General features: G+C 37.9%; 10 protein-coding genes. All 10 read right to left on the bottom strand.

The annotated features are described in order from the left end of the window. Window positions 1-142: 142 nt before the first annotated feature. The gene (locus tag P0Y49_07555) at window positions 143-1,096 is read right to left on the bottom strand and encodes a hypothetical protein (protein WEK20993.1); all 954 of its coding nucleotides are present in this window, start codon (window positions 1,094-1,096) and stop codon (window positions 143-145) included. Between the two features lie 7 nt (window positions 1,097-1,103). Then, window positions 1,104-2,003 (bottom strand): PIG-L family deacetylase, encoded by a 900-nt coding sequence (locus P0Y49_07550; protein WEK20992.1) that lies wholly within the window; start codon window positions 2,001-2,003, stop codon window positions 1,104-1,106. A gap of 5 nt (window positions 2,004-2,008) precedes the next feature. Continuing rightward, entirely contained in the window at window positions 2,009-3,106 is a 1,098-nt protein-coding gene (locus P0Y49_07545; protein WEK20991.1) for a DUF5009 domain-containing protein, read from the bottom strand. A gap of 59 nt (window positions 3,107-3,165) precedes the next feature. Continuing rightward, window positions 3,166-5,061: a glycoside hydrolase family 28 protein gene (locus P0Y49_07540; protein ID WEK20990.1), complete on the bottom strand. Its 1,896-nt coding sequence runs from the start codon at window positions 5,059-5,061 to the stop codon at window positions 3,166-3,168. A gap of 34 nt (window positions 5,062-5,095) precedes the next feature. Further along, a complete protein-coding gene (locus tag P0Y49_07535) occupies window positions 5,096-6,871 on the bottom strand; it encodes a DUF6067 family protein (protein WEK20989.1) in 1,776 nt (591 codons plus the stop codon). A 118-nt stretch (window positions 6,872-6,989) separates the two neighbouring features. After that, window positions 6,990-8,810 carry a cytochrome c peroxidase gene (locus tag P0Y49_07530; protein ID WEK20988.1) on the bottom strand — a complete coding sequence of 607 codons (1,821 nt, stop codon included), beginning with the start codon at window positions 8,808-8,810 and terminating at the stop codon, window positions 6,990-6,992. A gap of 3 nt (window positions 8,811-8,813) precedes the next feature. After that, the gene (locus P0Y49_07525) at window positions 8,814-10,205 is read right to left on the bottom strand and encodes a metallophosphoesterase family protein (GenBank protein WEK20987.1); all 1,392 of its coding nucleotides are present in this window, start codon (window positions 10,203-10,205) and stop codon (window positions 8,814-8,816) included. Between the two features lie 5 nt (window positions 10,206-10,210). After that, a complete protein-coding gene (locus P0Y49_07520; GenBank protein WEK20986.1) occupies window positions 10,211-11,791 on the bottom strand; it encodes a metallophosphoesterase family protein in 1,581 nt (526 codons plus the stop codon). Between the two features lie 91 nt (window positions 11,792-11,882). Next, entirely contained in the window at window positions 11,883-13,439 is a 1,557-nt protein-coding gene (locus P0Y49_07515) for a SusD/RagB family nutrient-binding outer membrane lipoprotein (GenBank protein ID WEK20985.1), read from the bottom strand. A gap of 49 nt (window positions 13,440-13,488) precedes the next feature. Then, a complete protein-coding gene (locus tag P0Y49_07510) occupies window positions 13,489-16,626 on the bottom strand; it encodes a SusC/RagA family TonB-linked outer membrane protein (GenBank protein WEK20984.1) in 3,138 nt (1,045 codons plus the stop codon). Between the last annotated feature and the right edge of the window lie 233 nt (window positions 16,627-16,859).

Raw genomic sequence — 16,859 nt, 5'->3', positions numbered from 1 at the left:
TTTATAAACCAAATCTATTACTCTTAAATGGCACTATTATTTGATAATCAATTTAAAATGTGTACTTTTTTAACAGGATATTTAACATTGTTTTATCCATATTTTATGGTAAAGACTAAAAACTGGCCTTATATTTCAGGCATCAGTTTAAAAGCTTATAGGCATATATACTATGCGCATAATGATCGGTAAGAAATATACAGCCATCTGTTCCCGTAGCCAGGCCCAGAGGGAAATACTTACTGTCCTCAAAAGTACCTGAAGTAAGCCATTGGGTTTGATATGTTCCATTGCTATCAAATTTTTGAACACGGAAATTGTAACGATCCGCAATAAAGATATCCCCATCCGAACTCACCGCAAGACCATGTGGTTCACTAAACTGACCACCTTTTATCAGTTTCCCCTCTCCATATTCGCCAAGTCGCTTTAATAGTTTTCCGTCTTTAGAAAAGAAAGATATCCGATGATTCTGCCTATCGCTAAGCAAAACAGCATCATTGGGGGTTATTGCTACCTCATGTGGCATATACAGCTTAATTCCTAAACTTTCCTGTGATCCCCAATTCCCAATAAATTTGAGTTCAGAACTAATTTTTTGTATTCGGTAATTAGATGCATCAATCACATATAAAACATCATTTTTATCCATAGCAATTCCATAAGGATATTTAAATTGTCCTTCTGCAATGCCGTAAGATCCTACCGACCCAATATAAACACCTTCGGATGAAAACTTTTGTATCCTGTTGTTATTGGTATCAGATACATATACATTACCCTTAGTATCAAGTGCTATACCGTACGGATAATTAAACTCTCCTGCTTGACTACCCAATTTACCCCACATTAGCATAAAGTTTCCGCTCTTGTCAAATTTTTGAATCCTATGATTGTGCTGATCGACAACATATACAGCTGCAGTAGCTTTATCCACCGCAACCATAGTAGGGTATTTAAACTGGCCCGGTTTATCTCCAAACTCCCCCCATTTGTTCAACATCACCACCTGAGATTGCCCTTTAGCATAAATTGGTAAAACTAACCCTGCCATTACATATAACAGCATAGGAATGAATGATTTACATAACCTCATTTGATTCTTATTTTTTGGTATGATCAAGTACCGTGATAAACTCCTCAATTACTTCTTTTGGCTGCGTTTCATTTCCCATTACGTAATCTCTTCCAAAGCCACCATTTTGACTTAAGTGCTTGTTCAATGCTTCATATTTAACTTTCAAATATGCTTTTACATCAATATGAACGTCAGGTTTCCCACGACCGCTTTTTTGCGCTATTGGATCCAAAAGCCAGCCATTAACCGTCATCCATAATTTGCCTACAGGTACCTGCTCTCTAATCGCTTTCTTAAACGCCAGGTAAACCAGGTATGCGGCATTACCATGATCTAGTTTTTCACCACCTAATGTGTGCGTTATTACTATTTCAGGTTGGTACTTTTTGAGTAAATTAAATACGAAATCAACATCCTCATCCAGATATGTTGCTATTGCAATCTGTTGCCTGCCCGGTGGGTTGTATTCATGGAATAGATCAGTTCCATAACTAACATACTTCCTTCCCATGAAGAAAGTAGGCTCCTTAAAATTCAGAAAAACCGGTGTTGCAGGATAAACCGCAGCAGCCTGCCTGGCTTCTTCCTCCCTAATCTGGCTGGTTTCCAGCGCCCCTAAAGGATACTTATGCGGCGAATTAGAAACAGTGAAATTAGGTCCCTTATCGTACCAGGGGGTCCGTTCCAGGTTGCAACCATCCAGGTTATTTATGGCACAAACATAGATACCCTCATACCCAAGAGCAACATATTTAGCAAGTGTACCGCCTGCATTTTCATCTACATCATCAGCATGTGCGCCAAACACAAGAATGCATTTTCTAGGTTTCGCAATTTGTTGAGCAAACGAGAATGTCACCGGAAGCTGCATCAGAAAAAGGGCAACTAAAACGCCTTTCAAGAACTTTAATAAGGGTGTTTCCATGCTAACTATATTTTAATAAAGATTTTGCGTTTGTATAACCAATAGCAGATATACCATAATAAAAACCAGGTAAATACGGCTGTTCCATAATTAACGCCGGTTTCTCCCAACCAAAAAAAGCAGGTATATGCAAAGGGCTTAACGATACGCGCTAAAAAAGATGCACCTCCGGTTTGTTCAAATAGGTAAATAAACAAAGAGTTCATACCGACAACAGCGAAAAAAGCAGGCACTTTTCGAATCTTCATAACATCGACCAACCAATAAGAAAAAGCAAGCATAATTATGCTCCATCCGCCTGTTTCCAGGATGATAGATGATGTACCTATTCGTTTTATCATAGGGGTAAAAAATCCCAATGCAAAACCTGCAGATACGCAAATTGCGCCTGCAGTTAATAAAATTCTTATTTTATGCCGATGAGTTCTGTTGCTACGCAATATTAGTCCTGCTACTACTCCCCATATTGTAAGTGCTGCAGTTGGCACTACATTAAAAGCTACCCAATGATCGCTTTCCAGTTCGCCCATTAATTTCAAATCAAGCCATGAACCGAAATTATGATCAGCTACAAAGGGCTGATTGAAACCTTCTACCGGCCAAGACCTATATAATGATTCAGATAGCAGTAAGAGAAACAAGCTAATTAGAAGCTGCAAGGTAATCGACTTCCTCATCAATAGAAATGCAAACACATAAGTTACTGACAACTGTGTAAGTACATTCCAAAGTCTCCATACCGGCTTTCCTGAACTAACGCTATAAATCAGAATGCCTAAAAAGAATAAGATAATAGACCGCTGTAAAACATGCCTGAATACTTTATTCCAGGAATCCCCCTTTTCTAAACGGTTCATTACAGAAAAAGGAATAGCAACCCCAACAATGAACATAAAAAAGGGTTCCACAAAATCCCATAAAGTTAGACCATGCCAATAACGATGTTCAAACTGCCACCCAATCTCAGAAACAATTGAATGGTCTGCATTGCGCATAAGTTCATATAAGCCTGATCCAACTAACATAAACATGGTGAATCCCCTGAAAAAATCAAGAGAAAAAAGACGCTGCGCAGTTGCTTTCGGCATTTCTTTTTCAGACATATCTATTGTTTATTAATGGTGTGATACAGTAGTAATTTGTGTGCTTTTTGAAAAAACAATTAATCTGTAAAGCCTATATCCTGGTATCTCAAATAAATCTTTGCAATTTTTAAATTCGCATTAGGGTCAACGGAAACAATCTCAAATTCAACCTTTTCATTGCCTTGATATTCCTTTAGCAAGGATATTGGCGCCCAGCCCCATTCGTTCCAGCTGATTAAAAACTCCTGGATAATCCCATCATATTTAACCAATACTTTTTGAGGCTTTTTTGTACTATTAAGGGATAAAAGGCATAGCTGTAAGGCTCCTTTTCGGCTATTTAATTTGATCTTTAATGGATTTTTAAGATCATGTGCTGTAAGTCCCTGAATTTTTGCTCCACTGTTAACTGTATACTTAATTTCTGTATCGAAATCCTCAAATACAGCATGATCCGCTAAGGCCGGAGCAACTCTAGTTTCTTTTTGTCCGTTTTGAAGTATATTGCTGGATAAATGAACATTGAAATTACTGGCTCCTTCCATCTCAAATAATGCATTATTTATCCCGATAGTTTTACAAAAAGCGGCAGTAATCCCTTTCGAATTTCTAATGTATAGCATTGGAGCATCTTGTTGCTTAACTTCTGCTTTTACACTGAATAATTCCAGGTTATTTATCCTATCAAATGTGATTGCAGGTCTTTTTTCATTTTCAACTGTGTATATCCTGACATTTTGCAAATGCAATTCATCAACGCTTCTACAATAGATCCCATAGGCTGGCAATTTACTAAACATTGCTGCTGCCGGGTACTCAAACTCTTGAAATGACACTTTATTATAAGGATCAGCATGTTGAACATATGCATATCGTGCCGTATAATTACTGATAGTCACATTCTTTATCTTATTGTTATGTAAACCAATAATACTGGATGGTAACTTAGCATTGATGGCCGAAATATTAGTTAAGGAAATGTCCTTTACATCTTCGATTTCCTTTACGTATTGTCCAGATTTAAACGGCCTGGCTCTAATCCCAAGCCTAATAAAAAATGGAGTGGCTACATCTTCCATACTAATGTTCTCTATCAGAATATTCTGCATGATTCCACCATCAACAGTCATCAATTCAATTCCCGCATGAACCGGTATATCTTTAATTACACAATTGCTGATAGTTATATTCTTAAATCCACCATTAGATTCTGTTCCGGTCTTTAAAGCAGAGCCACCAATTCTTCTGAATGTGCAATTCGTTATCGCAATATCCTGACACAACGTATCACTCGTTGCTTTCATCACAATGGCATCATCCGTCGTTGAAAAACGAGAATTAGCTACAGTTACCCGCTGGCAACCATCTATATCCAGGCCATCTCTATTTCCTTCGCCTTCATTCTCAATAACAATACCACTAACATTTACGTCTTTGCACCCCAAAAGATGTAATGTCCAATTAGCAGCTTCTAAAAGACTTATACCATTCAAACTCACATTATGACAGCTAACCAGCCGTATCATGTAAGGTCTAAGGTTCTGAGGTTTTACTTCCTGAAAATTCTTTAGTCCGTTTCCATGTATCGTACCAGATCCCGTTATAGAGATGTTTTTGGCGCCTTCTGCAAAAATCATAAAGTATCTAGCATAAAGATCTCTGGTCCGCGACTCATATTTCTGGACAACCTCCGTATAATCTCTATAGTCCGGACTGCCCAATAATAGAGCTCCGGCATCCAAATGCAGGTTAACATTATCCTTAAGTATTAGGGTTCCAATTTTAAATGTACCGGCAGGTACAATCACTACGCCACCCTTACTTTCAAAAGCCTTGTCTATTGCTTGCTGAATAGAGCGGGTATCCATTGTCTGCCCATCTCCCTTTGCACCAAATTCTTTAACATTAAACTGGGCCAGCAAAATAGCAGGACTAAACAAAAATAATAAAACGGCTAATATGGTATTTCTCATAACATTAGGTTAGTACTTTCTGCAAACACATCAATTAATACTTACTCAAAAATGCTTTTCCCTTTTCTACCATTTTAGCCGCTGGAATGGTTTTGAGTTTCTCCAATTCGAAAGCCGATAACACCATATCCATTTCTTTGAGTTGATCCTTTTTTCCCTCTTTAACGAATTTATCACGTAGTATTCTGATTTTTTCAAAATCCTGAATACCTTCAATTAATTTCTCAAAACGAATTGAGGTACGTGGTCCCGGATAAAATTGAAATAAGGTACCTGATGGATAACGGCGCCAACGGGCATCTTGAAGTGGGTTACTCACCCAGGTATTAAATGCCCAGAACAAATAACCGGTATATCCTTTCGCCGAAGCATGCCAGGCCAGCCAGGCATTTTCTGCAGGTGGCGAAAAAGTGTATCCGTTTGGATATTCTTCTACACAAGCCGTATAAAATGTAGTTGGTTTACCTTCTGCTTTTCGTTTAGCAAGCACGGTATCTCCAAAACTTAAATATGAAGCCAAACAGTAATCATAAATATCCTCTTCAATTTCCGGGTGATAGGTATCACCAGCCAATGCTATTTTCCATTTCGGATCAACTTCCTTTAGCAAGGAGATCACCGCCTGCATACTTTCAATTGGCCTTTCATCCATCGCTATTGCGGTTTGATCAAACCAGCTCTTTGCTTTCAGGTGTTTGGTAAACTCAACCAGCATCGGCATCCAGAAAGCTTTATATTCTTCTGAACCCGGCTTAAGTGTTACTGTGTTATTTTTACCTAAAGCTTCATCATAGTAAATAAAAGATAGATCCCAGGTAATCATAGAATAACAATTTATGCGCTGATGAATTCCACAACTTTTTACAAATGAGATGTAACGATCGAACAACGAAAAATCATAACTCCAGGTACCATCTTTTTTCCTGGTCCATTTAACTAAGCTGGGATCATCAAAATGTACGTGGTCCAAGCCCCATGGCTGTTCAATAATGTTGGCAGTAATTACTTTCTGACCTGCCTTTGCTAAGGCTGTAAAATACGGACGCATTAAATCAAAATGTTCATCACTCCATAACTTCACATTATGCATCCTTGCTATAGGAGCCGGATACTGCCAAATATCAAAATCGTACTTCCATTGGTCTGCCGGAGGTAAAATATGATTCTGCACGTTTAATGTAATGGATAAATTATATTTTTTAGTCGCATTCACCGTAATTGAACCGCTATATTTCCCAGCTGGTATATTATCGGGTATTTCAATGCTTAACCAAATTGGCCGAACAGTATTTTTTTCAACAGGTATCTTATTGATAATGTCTATTGGATCTGCAACCAATGTTGAATCATAAACAGTAGGTGCTTGATGCGAACATCCTCCTTCAAAAGTGTCTGACATCACATAACGAACAAAAGCCGCCTTTATATTTTTCTCATTAATACGATCTCCCTTTTCATTAGTCAATCCATTTATACTAACACTGAGTGCAGGAATATTCTTTTTTGTCCATACTAATAGCTGGGTATGAACCTTCTCACCTTTCCAGCCGGTTACAGTCCAGTTTTTTTGTATCGTTTTTAGTGGTATCTTTTCCTTTGGATACCTTACATTATCGCTGGCAAAGCTTACATTAATATCATTTGGCAGCTTTGCCCATGCCTTAACATTCGTAGCCACCGGATTTGGAAGTTCTTTGTAGAACTGATCTGCACCTTTACTATGACTTCTATCCTGAGCAAACAAAACTTCGGTTGCCAGACATACCATCATAAAGGTAACTCGTTGTATTTTTTTAAAACTTAGCATCATTAGAAAAGGGCTTAATGTAAAATTTAATAATATTAAAAATAGAGTTTAAGCCTACCTTATCCTTCTGCTTATTAATTAAGTATGTATACTTTTTTAACATTCATTTTGACCTGGCTTCTCATTTTTTCGCGAATGATGCATAGGGATCTGTTAATGATTTTAAGAACTCAATGACATCTTTCATCTCTTTATCCGTTAAATTTAATGGTTTCGCTGAAAGTGTTTGAGTAGGTACATCCAGTCCAAGGCCAGCACCACCGCCTTTATTATAAAATTCCAATACCTGTTCTAAGGTTTCAAATGCACCATTATGCATATAAGGGCCAGTTTTGGCAATATTACGTACCGTAGGCGTTTTAAATGCGCTTTTAAAGTATATTATTGGATAAGTACTGTACTTACCACTATCTGCATCGAGCTTAGCTTGTTTAAAGTTGCTATCTTTTGTTGTACCCAATACTTCAACATCAGTTCTATCAAATAAGGGTGGCGTTAAGCCATTAAATACAGGAGCAAAATGACAGGTACCACATTGTGCTTTTCCCATAAACAGATTAAATCCCCGAATCTGTTGTTGATTCATTGCTTTATGATTTCCCCGTAAATATTGATCAAAGGCTGAATTGAAGGGTGCAAGTGCTTGCAAAAAAGCAGATATCGCGAAGGAAAGATTATGAATATTTACACTTTCTATTTCGGTAGAGAATGCTTTTTTGAAGGCATGTTCATAAAATGCTGAGGCTTTCATACGCTGAATAATTACATCATAATCCCCATCCATTTCTACAGGGTTTTTGAGCACCTCCATGATCTGTTCATTAAGATTTTTTGCTCTTCCATCCCAGAACTGCGAATGTTGATAAGCAACGTATAATAAGGTGGGTGCATTTCGCTGAACACTTGTTTTACCATCCAGGGCAAGACTTTTAGGCAAGGCATCTGTAAAATATTTATCTTCCTGATGACAACTTGCGCAGCTTCTACTTCCATTACCGGATAAAGCTTTTTCAAAAAATAACCTTTTCCCGAGTTCAGTAATTTCCTTACTGGCTGCAAGGGGGGTAATATGTAGGGCATCGGCACTAAAGAGATTTCTGGCCTTATAATTTAAAATACCGGTGGCATTATATTCTTTCCCTGATTTACTGATAAATAGACCCAATTTATCCTGTAGAGGCAATGCAGCCTGCGTTAAAAAATCAAGTCTGTTAAAGGCATCAAACTCATTGCTTTTCTCCAGGAAATTCAATGTTTTATCCAAATAATAATTAACGCTATCAGCATATTCATTTTTCTCCTGCAAAAACGGAGTTAAGACTGTCTTGAGTGTAGTAAGAACTTGTGCTGATTCGATAATACCTGTTTTTAATTCAGGAGCATCAAATCCTGTAATACTTAATGTCATTACACCTATAAGGCCCAACCTTGTACTTTCCAATACTTTGCTGTCATTGATATCCAAATTATATAATAACGAATTAAGATCTTTTGCAGAAGAATGGATGAGATAGATCTGCTCCATCAGTTCTTTTTGATGAGCTGCAGGATCATCATCAAACAAAATACTTTCTATCATCTGCAAGCCACTAGGCTCGCGGTATTCCATAAATGGTTCCTCCAATTCATAATTTGGGGGAGCATTATAGATAATTGAAGTACTTTTAAAGAAATAATCCAGAAAAAATTCGATGCTTTTGTATTGAAGTCTGCAGGCTTTTAAAGCTTCTTTGGCCTTAACAATACTTTGCGGATCATCTTTAGCTATGTTATTGATTGCGTCTTGTAGATTGGCTGTGCTACTGGCAAATCGTATCGCGTGCTCCCTAAAATAATCCAGTGTTGTATCTACACCAATATTACGTTCATCATGGGAAGGATTGATTAGCCCAAGTATAATCACACAAAAACTAAGACTTAACAAGACCAAAAACTTCTTCATTATCTACTTTCCAGCATTTTTTATCATTGTAAATTGATCTCGTATTTGCCCATCCGCGCAAATCCATTTGAATTCCAAACGCTTACCACGTACTTCAAGAATAGCTGCACCTGCATCGGTCGCGTTTGAATAATACATAGCCTTATGTGGGAAATCAGGCTCTGGTTTTCCCACGTAGCTGGCAGAACCGCTCACAACATATACCGTACCCTGATCAATTCCAGGTTGTTTTATATATGGTTTAGAGTTTGTACTGCCATTATTCAATCCTGAAGAATTACTCAAATTGTGTATTGCTGCATTAAATGTTGATGACTTGCCATAATGCCCTTTCATAAGTTTGGAGCGTTCATATACATGACTATGTCCACAGATGATCAGATCAACCCCATTTTGTTCAAGTATTTTAATGAAATTTTCGCGTAAGCCGGTCATGATTCCATCAGTATCAGAATCGTGAGTTCCTTTACTATATGGTGGATAGTGCCAAAAAGCGACTACCCAACCTTTGTTTTTGTTTGCTATAAGATCCTTTTTAACCCATTTTACCTGTGGACTCAAAGTATCATACAAAAAATAATTATTTTCCTCCTTTCCATAAGAATCGAGAGATATAAAATGAATATTCCCAATATCAAATGAGTAAAATGCGGGATTATGAGAAGGCTCGCCTCCCGATTCGCCATTTACAGGCATTGTAAAGTTTTGATAATAGGCCGTATTGTGATTGTTTTGCGCGTATTCTGCACCGAAGTCAACATCATGATAATCATGGTTACCCGGGGAAGGGAATACCGGGTAATTTTTTAAAAGTCTGTCTTTATAAATATTAAAGAATTTTGCCTGGTATTCTATATCGCTGCCATCATTATAAGCATTATCACCAAGCAATATCCATGCATTGAGATCATTATTCCCTAAATATTTAGTGAACTCATCTCTAACCTTAGCCTGGTTAACCGATAAAGCTCCACAATCACCGAACACCCCAACCCGGTAAACTCCTTCCTTTCCTTTAACCGGCAATGTAGAGAAATAACTGTCTGCCCCTGATTGCAATGTATCTTTTAAAGAGCCCACGGTATAATAATAGCGGGTTTCCGGACGCAATCCTTTTAGCTTTATTTCATGTTCGGTTACCATGGGCAAAGCTTCAATTGATTGATCAAGCTTATCAGGACTCAATCCATAATTCACTTTGCTTCTTGTGGCTGCATCTGTACGCCAGCGCACCACCATACTGTTGTCTGTTGCTGCCTGAAGGTAAGGTCCACGTATGAGTTTGGGCTTATTAACAAATTTTTCGCCCCCCTTAGGTACTGGCGGGCTATAATTCTGCGAATATATTTCGGATGTTACCAACAATAAACCGGCCAGTAAAACAATTCTTCTCATACCATTTAATTCTTTGTTACATGAACTTCAAACGTATCCTGAATACAACTGTAAGGATCATTTACTACATAATTGGTAATACCCACCGGAGGTTTCACCTCAATTGATCTCGAACTTTTATTGATCCCTTTCCAGGCATACTTTCCAATATAGGATGCTTTTAAGGTAACTGGCTGGCCCTGCTTCACTTTAATGACTGTCTTTTTATTTACGTCTTTCATCATTGTAAATTCATCGCGAATTTTACCGTCAGCACAAATCCATTTCAGGTCAAGCCTGTTATCCTCTATTTCCAACATACAGGAACCACCGATACTTACATCAGAAAATGGCATTGCATCATGAGGAAAAGAAGCTTGTTTACCATCTACCCTACCTGCTGAACCACTGAGTACATAAACAGTTCCTTTACCGGATGCATCTTTTACATATGGACATGAATTCTCGGTACCGTTATAAAAACCAGCGGAAGTGCTGAGCAAATGTTTTTCGGGAGAAAAGGTATTCTCTAAACCATAATGACCTTGCATTAACTTCGACCGTTCGTAAGAATGACTATGGCCACACAAAACAAGATCAACACCATAACGTTCTAAAATGCCAATAAAATTCTGTCTGATCTTTGCCATCTGTTTTTCTGTATCTGAATTATGAGAACCCATAGAATATGGAGCATGATGCCAATAAGCAATAACCCATTCTTTATTCTTATTCGCTTCAAGATCCTCTTTTACCCAACGGACCTGACGACCGGTAGTATCGAACAACCTTGAACCATTATCTTCCGACCCTTGTGAATCTAAAGAAAGAAAATGGATATTGCCAATATCAAACGAATAAAAAGAAGGTGTATGAGAAGGTACTCCTCCACATTCACCTTTTGTTGGCATAGTAAAATTCTGGTAATAGGCAATTTCGCCGGAACGTTGTGCAATTTCAGCAGGATAATATTCATCTCTATAATCGTGATTACCCGGAGCCGGAAATAAAGGAGACTTTTTAAGTAGATTGTCCTTATAAGAATTAAAAAAGTTAGCCTGATATTCGGCATCCGTGCCAAAGGAATATGCATTATCACCTAGTAATATCCAGGCTGTTAATTGGTCATTTCCCAGATACTTCTCAAATTGATCTCTTGTACTTAATTGGTTAGTAGAACTGGTTCCACAATCACCAAACACACCAATTCTATATTTATGAACCTCGCCAACATTTGGTAAGGTTGTAAAATGGTTGTTTTGATCATATTGTAAGGTATCTTTAAATCCTTCAATTAAATAATAGTATTTAGTATAAGGTTTAAGATCTGTAAGGGTTACTATGTGTTCCCTAGTACGACTACTGTTTCCAGCTAAACGATCCAACTTCCCCTCTTCCGTTCCGTAACGTACAAAACCTGCATCAAGCTCATTAGTGCGCCAGCGTACAATCATACTTGTTGGGGTAGCTACCTGTAGATATGGCCCTCTTACCATGCCAGGTCTGTAACCATATCTTTTTGCATCTCTTCTGGCTGTTGTGGTCTGAGAAAAACAAGCCATAGGCAACAAAACCACGATCAATAAATAAACTACTTTTCTAATCATATCTCTTTCAGTTGTTAAAATGGAACACAGATCACGGCAAACCGTAGTTTGCCATGATCTGTGTTGAAATAAAATGAACTAAACTTTTCTATTATGGTTTATCCCACCACATACGCGTAGTAGTAAGATCTGGTCCTTGCCTTTGAAGCGCCTCCTGTAACTTAGGATTAGTTGCTACTTCATCAGGTTGATAAGTAAGTCTTCGAGGTAAGATAGCACCTAAATTACTTGGCTGCAATGATACCGGAGCTAAAGCTTCATATAACTTAGGGTAACCACTTCTACGCATATTGGCAAATGTCTCATACCAATTGTAATGTGTTTCGATCCAATATTGGGTATTAATTAAGTTTAAAGCCTCTTCTGTACTTGTCGGATTATAAGGATTCAATGTCAAATAGGCAGTTGCCTGTGTCCCACTAATTACTCCTTCCGCACCATAAATTTTCAATTGATCCATTGCCATACGTACACCTGTTTCATAATAGGTTTTAGCACTGGTGCTGCTTGTTATGATTCCTCTAACCACACATTCTGCAAGTTGAAACTGCACCTGCGCATAGCTTAAGTGAATATATGGAGCATCATATCTACCAAAAGTAGTATTATTAGATACCGAATAATTTAACCTGTTAGCTGATGGAATACTAGCATACGGAGCTTCCTCTGCTCTGTCGCCAAAAGCCGGCCAGCCTTTTTGCACAGCTGGATTTTTACTTCCTGGAGTATAAACCGTTCTTGAGGCCGGTAACATCGCATAAACAGAAAGACGGGGATCACTACGATCTTTCAAAACATTGATAAACTGTGAGGTCAGCCTATAATTATCCGGATATCTTATAAAAATATGTGCTTGTCCATTTGAAGTTGGATTTGTTGTTCCACCCGTTGAAGAGTTAGGTAGGTATTTCACTATAAAATTATCATCATTACTGGTCATAAGTCCACCTGCAATAGCTTTATCAATCCACTTTTTTCCGTTCACCGCATCCGCCTTCATGATTCTCAGGCCTAACCTCAACATCAAGCTATTTGCAAATTTTTTCCATTTCAGGTTAACTCCATTATACACGATATCGGATTGAACCGGCCTTGGTTTGGTATCATCCAATCCCGCTATTGCTTCCTCCAATTCCTTAAACATATCCTGATATATCTTTTCCTGAGGGTCGTAAGTAGGCGTGAAAGTTCTATCTAAATAACCCCTTCCTCCTTCAAAATATGGAATATCACCATAAAGATCTGTTAGCTGATGTGCCAGGTATACCTTTATAATCCTTCCAATATTGTAGTAATTTACTTTAGTGGGGTCATTCTTACTACGTTCAATTAAATCAACAACACCTACCAACGGGTTGCCATAGGTCCACTCAAAATGATAGCCGTGATAACCTCCAGGAACAATCAATGCAGAATAAGCCTTACGATTGGTCACGTGCATCACGAAAGGTGCCACAAAATCCCCCAGGGTATAATAGGTATTGTCCAGCATTGTAAGTTCAATGTCTGGCAGCATATAATCAAGATTGGGTGTTGAAACAAAATCAACACTTTTATTGATATCATCAAACCCTTTGTCGCAAGAAGAGAAGGTTGCGGAAAGCAAAGTGATGAGATAAATGCTATATTTTTTAATATTTGTTTTCATGATTCAATATGCTAATGATGTATGAATTTCTTCTATTTTCAAAAATGAACTATAGCCCTAGTTTTATGGTTAAACCAAAGTTTCTGGTTACCGGGTAAACCAGGCGTTCTATACCTTGTGCATTGCCACTCGCAACACTACTTTCCGGATCAACATTTTCCAGATCTTTATGCTTATAAAGCGTTGCAAGATTTCTTCCAACTAATGAAACCGTTGCATTGGCTATACCTAATTTGTTTATAAAAGGCTTTGGTAGTTTATAAGATAAAGATAATTCCCTAAGCTTAACAAAGCTTGCATCATAAATGAACTCTTCTGCAATGTGGGACATTTGCTGATAATAGCCAGATATACTTCCATAACCAGCTGGTAAAGTACTTACATCTGTATTTTTACCTGGAACTACAACTGCATTAACAGCACCGGTTGAAGTTACCCCATCGCCAACAAGCCCATCTTCCCTTCCAATAAGTGTATTTTTATGTTTACCATTGCTATAAGATAAGGCATTGGTTTCTGAATAAATAGATGCACCCCATTTAGCATCAACCAAGGTGTACAGCGAAAATTTTTTGTAGGTGAAGGTATTACTTAAGCCCATCATCTTGTCATACACTCCATTGGCTAGAAACTCATTTTTAGTTGAATAGGTTGCATATCCCTGAGTGTTGTATACTATTTTACCATTGGCATCCCGAACATATTTATATCCGTATATACCGCCGTACCGTTTATTCTCCTCTAATTGTATAATCACCTCTCCACTTTTTGCTGTTGCCAATAAAATGGAAGCATTTTCTACACCATCGCCCAATTTAACAACCATATTCTTATTGGTAGAGAATGTAGTTGTCAGATTCCAGCTAAAGTTGTCGCTTTTTACAGGTGTTGCTTTAAACAATACTTCTACCCCTTTATTTCTCAACTCACCAACATTTAAAATTGCAGTGCGGAAACCGGTACTTCTGGAAACAGCTGTTTTCACAATATCATTCTTAGTTTGTTTATGATAGTAAGTCACATCCAAACCTAAACGGCTTTTCAAAAAGTCCATTTCTAACCCAAACTCGTAATCAGTAGATAAAAGAGGCTGTAGTTTTCTGTTTGGAATATTAGTTACGCCAATATACTGAAGATTGTTGTTGCCATAAGCTATTTGTGTTAATGAATAACTTAAATCCAGCTGGTAAGGTCCGGTATCGCCACTTACTTGTGCTGATGATGCTCTAAACTTACCAAATGAGATGGCAGAAGGTAATTTAAAGGCATCAGAGAATACAAAGGAAAGAGATGCTGCAGGATAAAATAAGTTATTATTTTCTTTTGGTAAAGTAGAGAACCAGTCATTACGCCCTGTAACTGTTAGGTACAAGTATTTATTGTATGATAGCTCTATACTTCCAAATAATGAGTTTGTTTTTTGTCTGCTCTTGCTTGTTGTTGGCAGCTTAGTGGACAGGTTGTTGAATGTATAAACACCTGGTACTACAAAGCTATTTCCTGAAGTATTGACAATGTTCCGAACGCGATCTAAATTGTTTCCTCCAACGAAAGCATTTACGCCGAATTTATTCACTTTTATTGGGCTTAACCCTAAAATACCCTCATAGTTAGTCACGATACTTTCGGTAGTTGCCTCTTCAAGCTGACCAAGAGGATAGCTGGTAAACTGATTACCATCAGGAATATACCTGTTTCTGTATGCCGAGTAATAATCGCGTGTTGCTCTGGCTCTAACATACAACCATTTAGTAAAATCGTATTTCAAACTTAGGGATCCGATTAGCCTGTTTTTTGTATCGACTTGTTTAACCTTATTCACTACATAGTAAGGATTAGATATACTATTTGCATAGCTAAACTCCTTGCCATCTGGGCCATAACCAGGTTTTAAGGTTTCTACATCTATACTTCCCGGCATATAAGCAAGCGAATAAAATAAGTTCGAAACATTACCACCAATAAAGGGCCTATTGTTGGCTTTCTCCATGGTGTAATTCAAGTTAACATCTACATTCAAGTTCCCAAACTTAGAAGATGATTTTGTGTTTACACCTGTTCTGGTAAAATCTGCATTTGGAATAATATCCTTATTTCTTAAATCAGATACTGATACTCTGTAATTATGATTTGTAGTACTTCCTGATAAGCCAACAGTATTTGTGATGGTACTACCTGTATTAAAAAATCTATCATAATTATCTTTTACCGCAGTAAATGGCCTTACTACCCCATCAAACTGCATAGATGGCCTTCCGTCAAATTTAGCGCCCCAGCTTGATGAGCTAAAAGCTTCTTCTGGGGTAGCAGGTGGTTCATCACCCGTACCACTCTGGCCATATACAAACTGAAAATCTGTAGTGTTGATCAATTTATCTAATAATAAGGAAGAACTGATATCAATATTTGTTTTACCATCTATTGACTTTCCTTTTTTAGTGGTGATTAAGATCACTCCATTTGAAGCCAATGAGCCATACAGTGCTGCCGCTGCATTTCCTTTCAACACGCTGATGCTCTCTACATCATCCGGATTAATTCCAGTCAGGCCATCACCATAATCTACACCGCCTGAGGCATCAGGACCACCTAAGCTCTCTGAATTAATCGGAACACCATCAATTACCCATAGCGGTTGATTGTTTCCTGTTAGTGAAGATCCACCGCGGATAACAATTCTTTTAGTTCCAGCCACGCCATTGGCAATGTTTCCTACATCTACCCCAGCTATCTTTCCAGACAGCGCATTGATGATATTTGGAGTTTGCACACTATTTACCTGGCTACCATCCAATGTTGCAACCGAATAGCCCAGACTCTTGGCACTCCGCTGCATGTTCAATGCCGTAGTAACAACAACCTCCTGGAGACTATTTGAGTTTGGCACCAAGCGTAAGTTAATACTTGTTCTGTCGCCTACTTGTATTTCTTGTGTAGTATACCCTATGTAGGAAAAAACAATAATTGCTTGTTTATTTGCGACCCTTGCCGTGTAGTTACCAGCTCCGTTGGTACTCTCCCGCAAATTGGTGCCTTTAACAGTAACTGTTACTCCAGGCAGTGGCGTTCCGCTCTCATCGGTAACCCGCCCCTTTACAACAATGTATTCACCTTGTGCATAAGCACTTAACCCCATCAAGGACAGTGAAATTTGAACTAATGTTAAAATAGTAAATAATGATCTCATTCTAAATAGTTAAAGTGGTGAAATAGAATTATACGATAAAAGTAAAGCTTGATTAGACGCCATAATTCTATTTATTGATTGATTCTGTATACTTTTTTAACAATGTTTCATAAAAAAAAGCCATTTAACACTGGCTTAATATTGAATCAATGAAAAATTAACAAAAAATCAATCAGCTGCTGAAATGCACAGCAAAAAATGGGCTCGGCAAATCAGATTTTTGAAGACTCAAT

It is taken from the genome of Candidatus Pedobacter colombiensis, from assembly GCA_029202485.1.
Classification (GTDB): Bacteria; Bacteroidota; Bacteroidia; order Sphingobacteriales; family Sphingobacteriaceae; genus Pedobacter; species Pedobacter colombiensis.
This window is presented reverse-complemented; position numbering and strand designations above follow the sequence as displayed.

Excerpts from the sequence above, each read along its gene's own strand:
- P0Y49_07555 (WEK20993.1), bottom strand. The coding sequence starts at position 1,096 with ATGAGGTTATGTAAATCATTCATTCCTATGCTGTTATATGTAATGGCA.
- P0Y49_07550 (WEK20992.1), bottom strand. The coding sequence starts at position 2,003 with ATGGAAACACCCTTATTAAAGTTCTTGAAAGGCGTTTTAGTTGCCCTT.
- P0Y49_07545 (WEK20991.1), bottom strand. The coding sequence starts at position 3,106 with ATGTCTGAAAAAGAAATGCCGAAAGCAACTGCGCAGCGTCTTTTTTCT.
- P0Y49_07540 (WEK20990.1), bottom strand. The coding sequence starts at position 5,061 with ATGAGAAATACCATATTAGCCGTTTTATTATTTTTGTTTAGTCCTGCT.
- P0Y49_07535 (WEK20989.1), bottom strand. The coding sequence starts at position 6,871 with ATGATGCTAAGTTTTAAAAAAATACAACGAGTTACCTTTATGATGGTA.
- P0Y49_07530 (WEK20988.1), bottom strand. The coding sequence starts at position 8,810 with ATGAAGAAGTTTTTGGTCTTGTTAAGTCTTAGTTTTTGTGTGATTATA.
- P0Y49_07525 (WEK20987.1), bottom strand. The coding sequence starts at position 10,205 with ATGAGAAGAATTGTTTTACTGGCCGGTTTATTGTTGGTAACATCCGAA.
- P0Y49_07520 (WEK20986.1), bottom strand. The coding sequence starts at position 11,791 with ATGATTAGAAAAGTAGTTTATTTATTGATCGTGGTTTTGTTGCCTATG.
- P0Y49_07515 (WEK20985.1), bottom strand. The coding sequence starts at position 13,439 with ATGAAAACAAATATTAAAAAATATAGCATTTATCTCATCACTTTGCTT.
- P0Y49_07510 (WEK20984.1), bottom strand. The coding sequence starts at position 16,626 with ATGAGATCATTATTTACTATTTTAACATTAGTTCAAATTTCACTGTCC.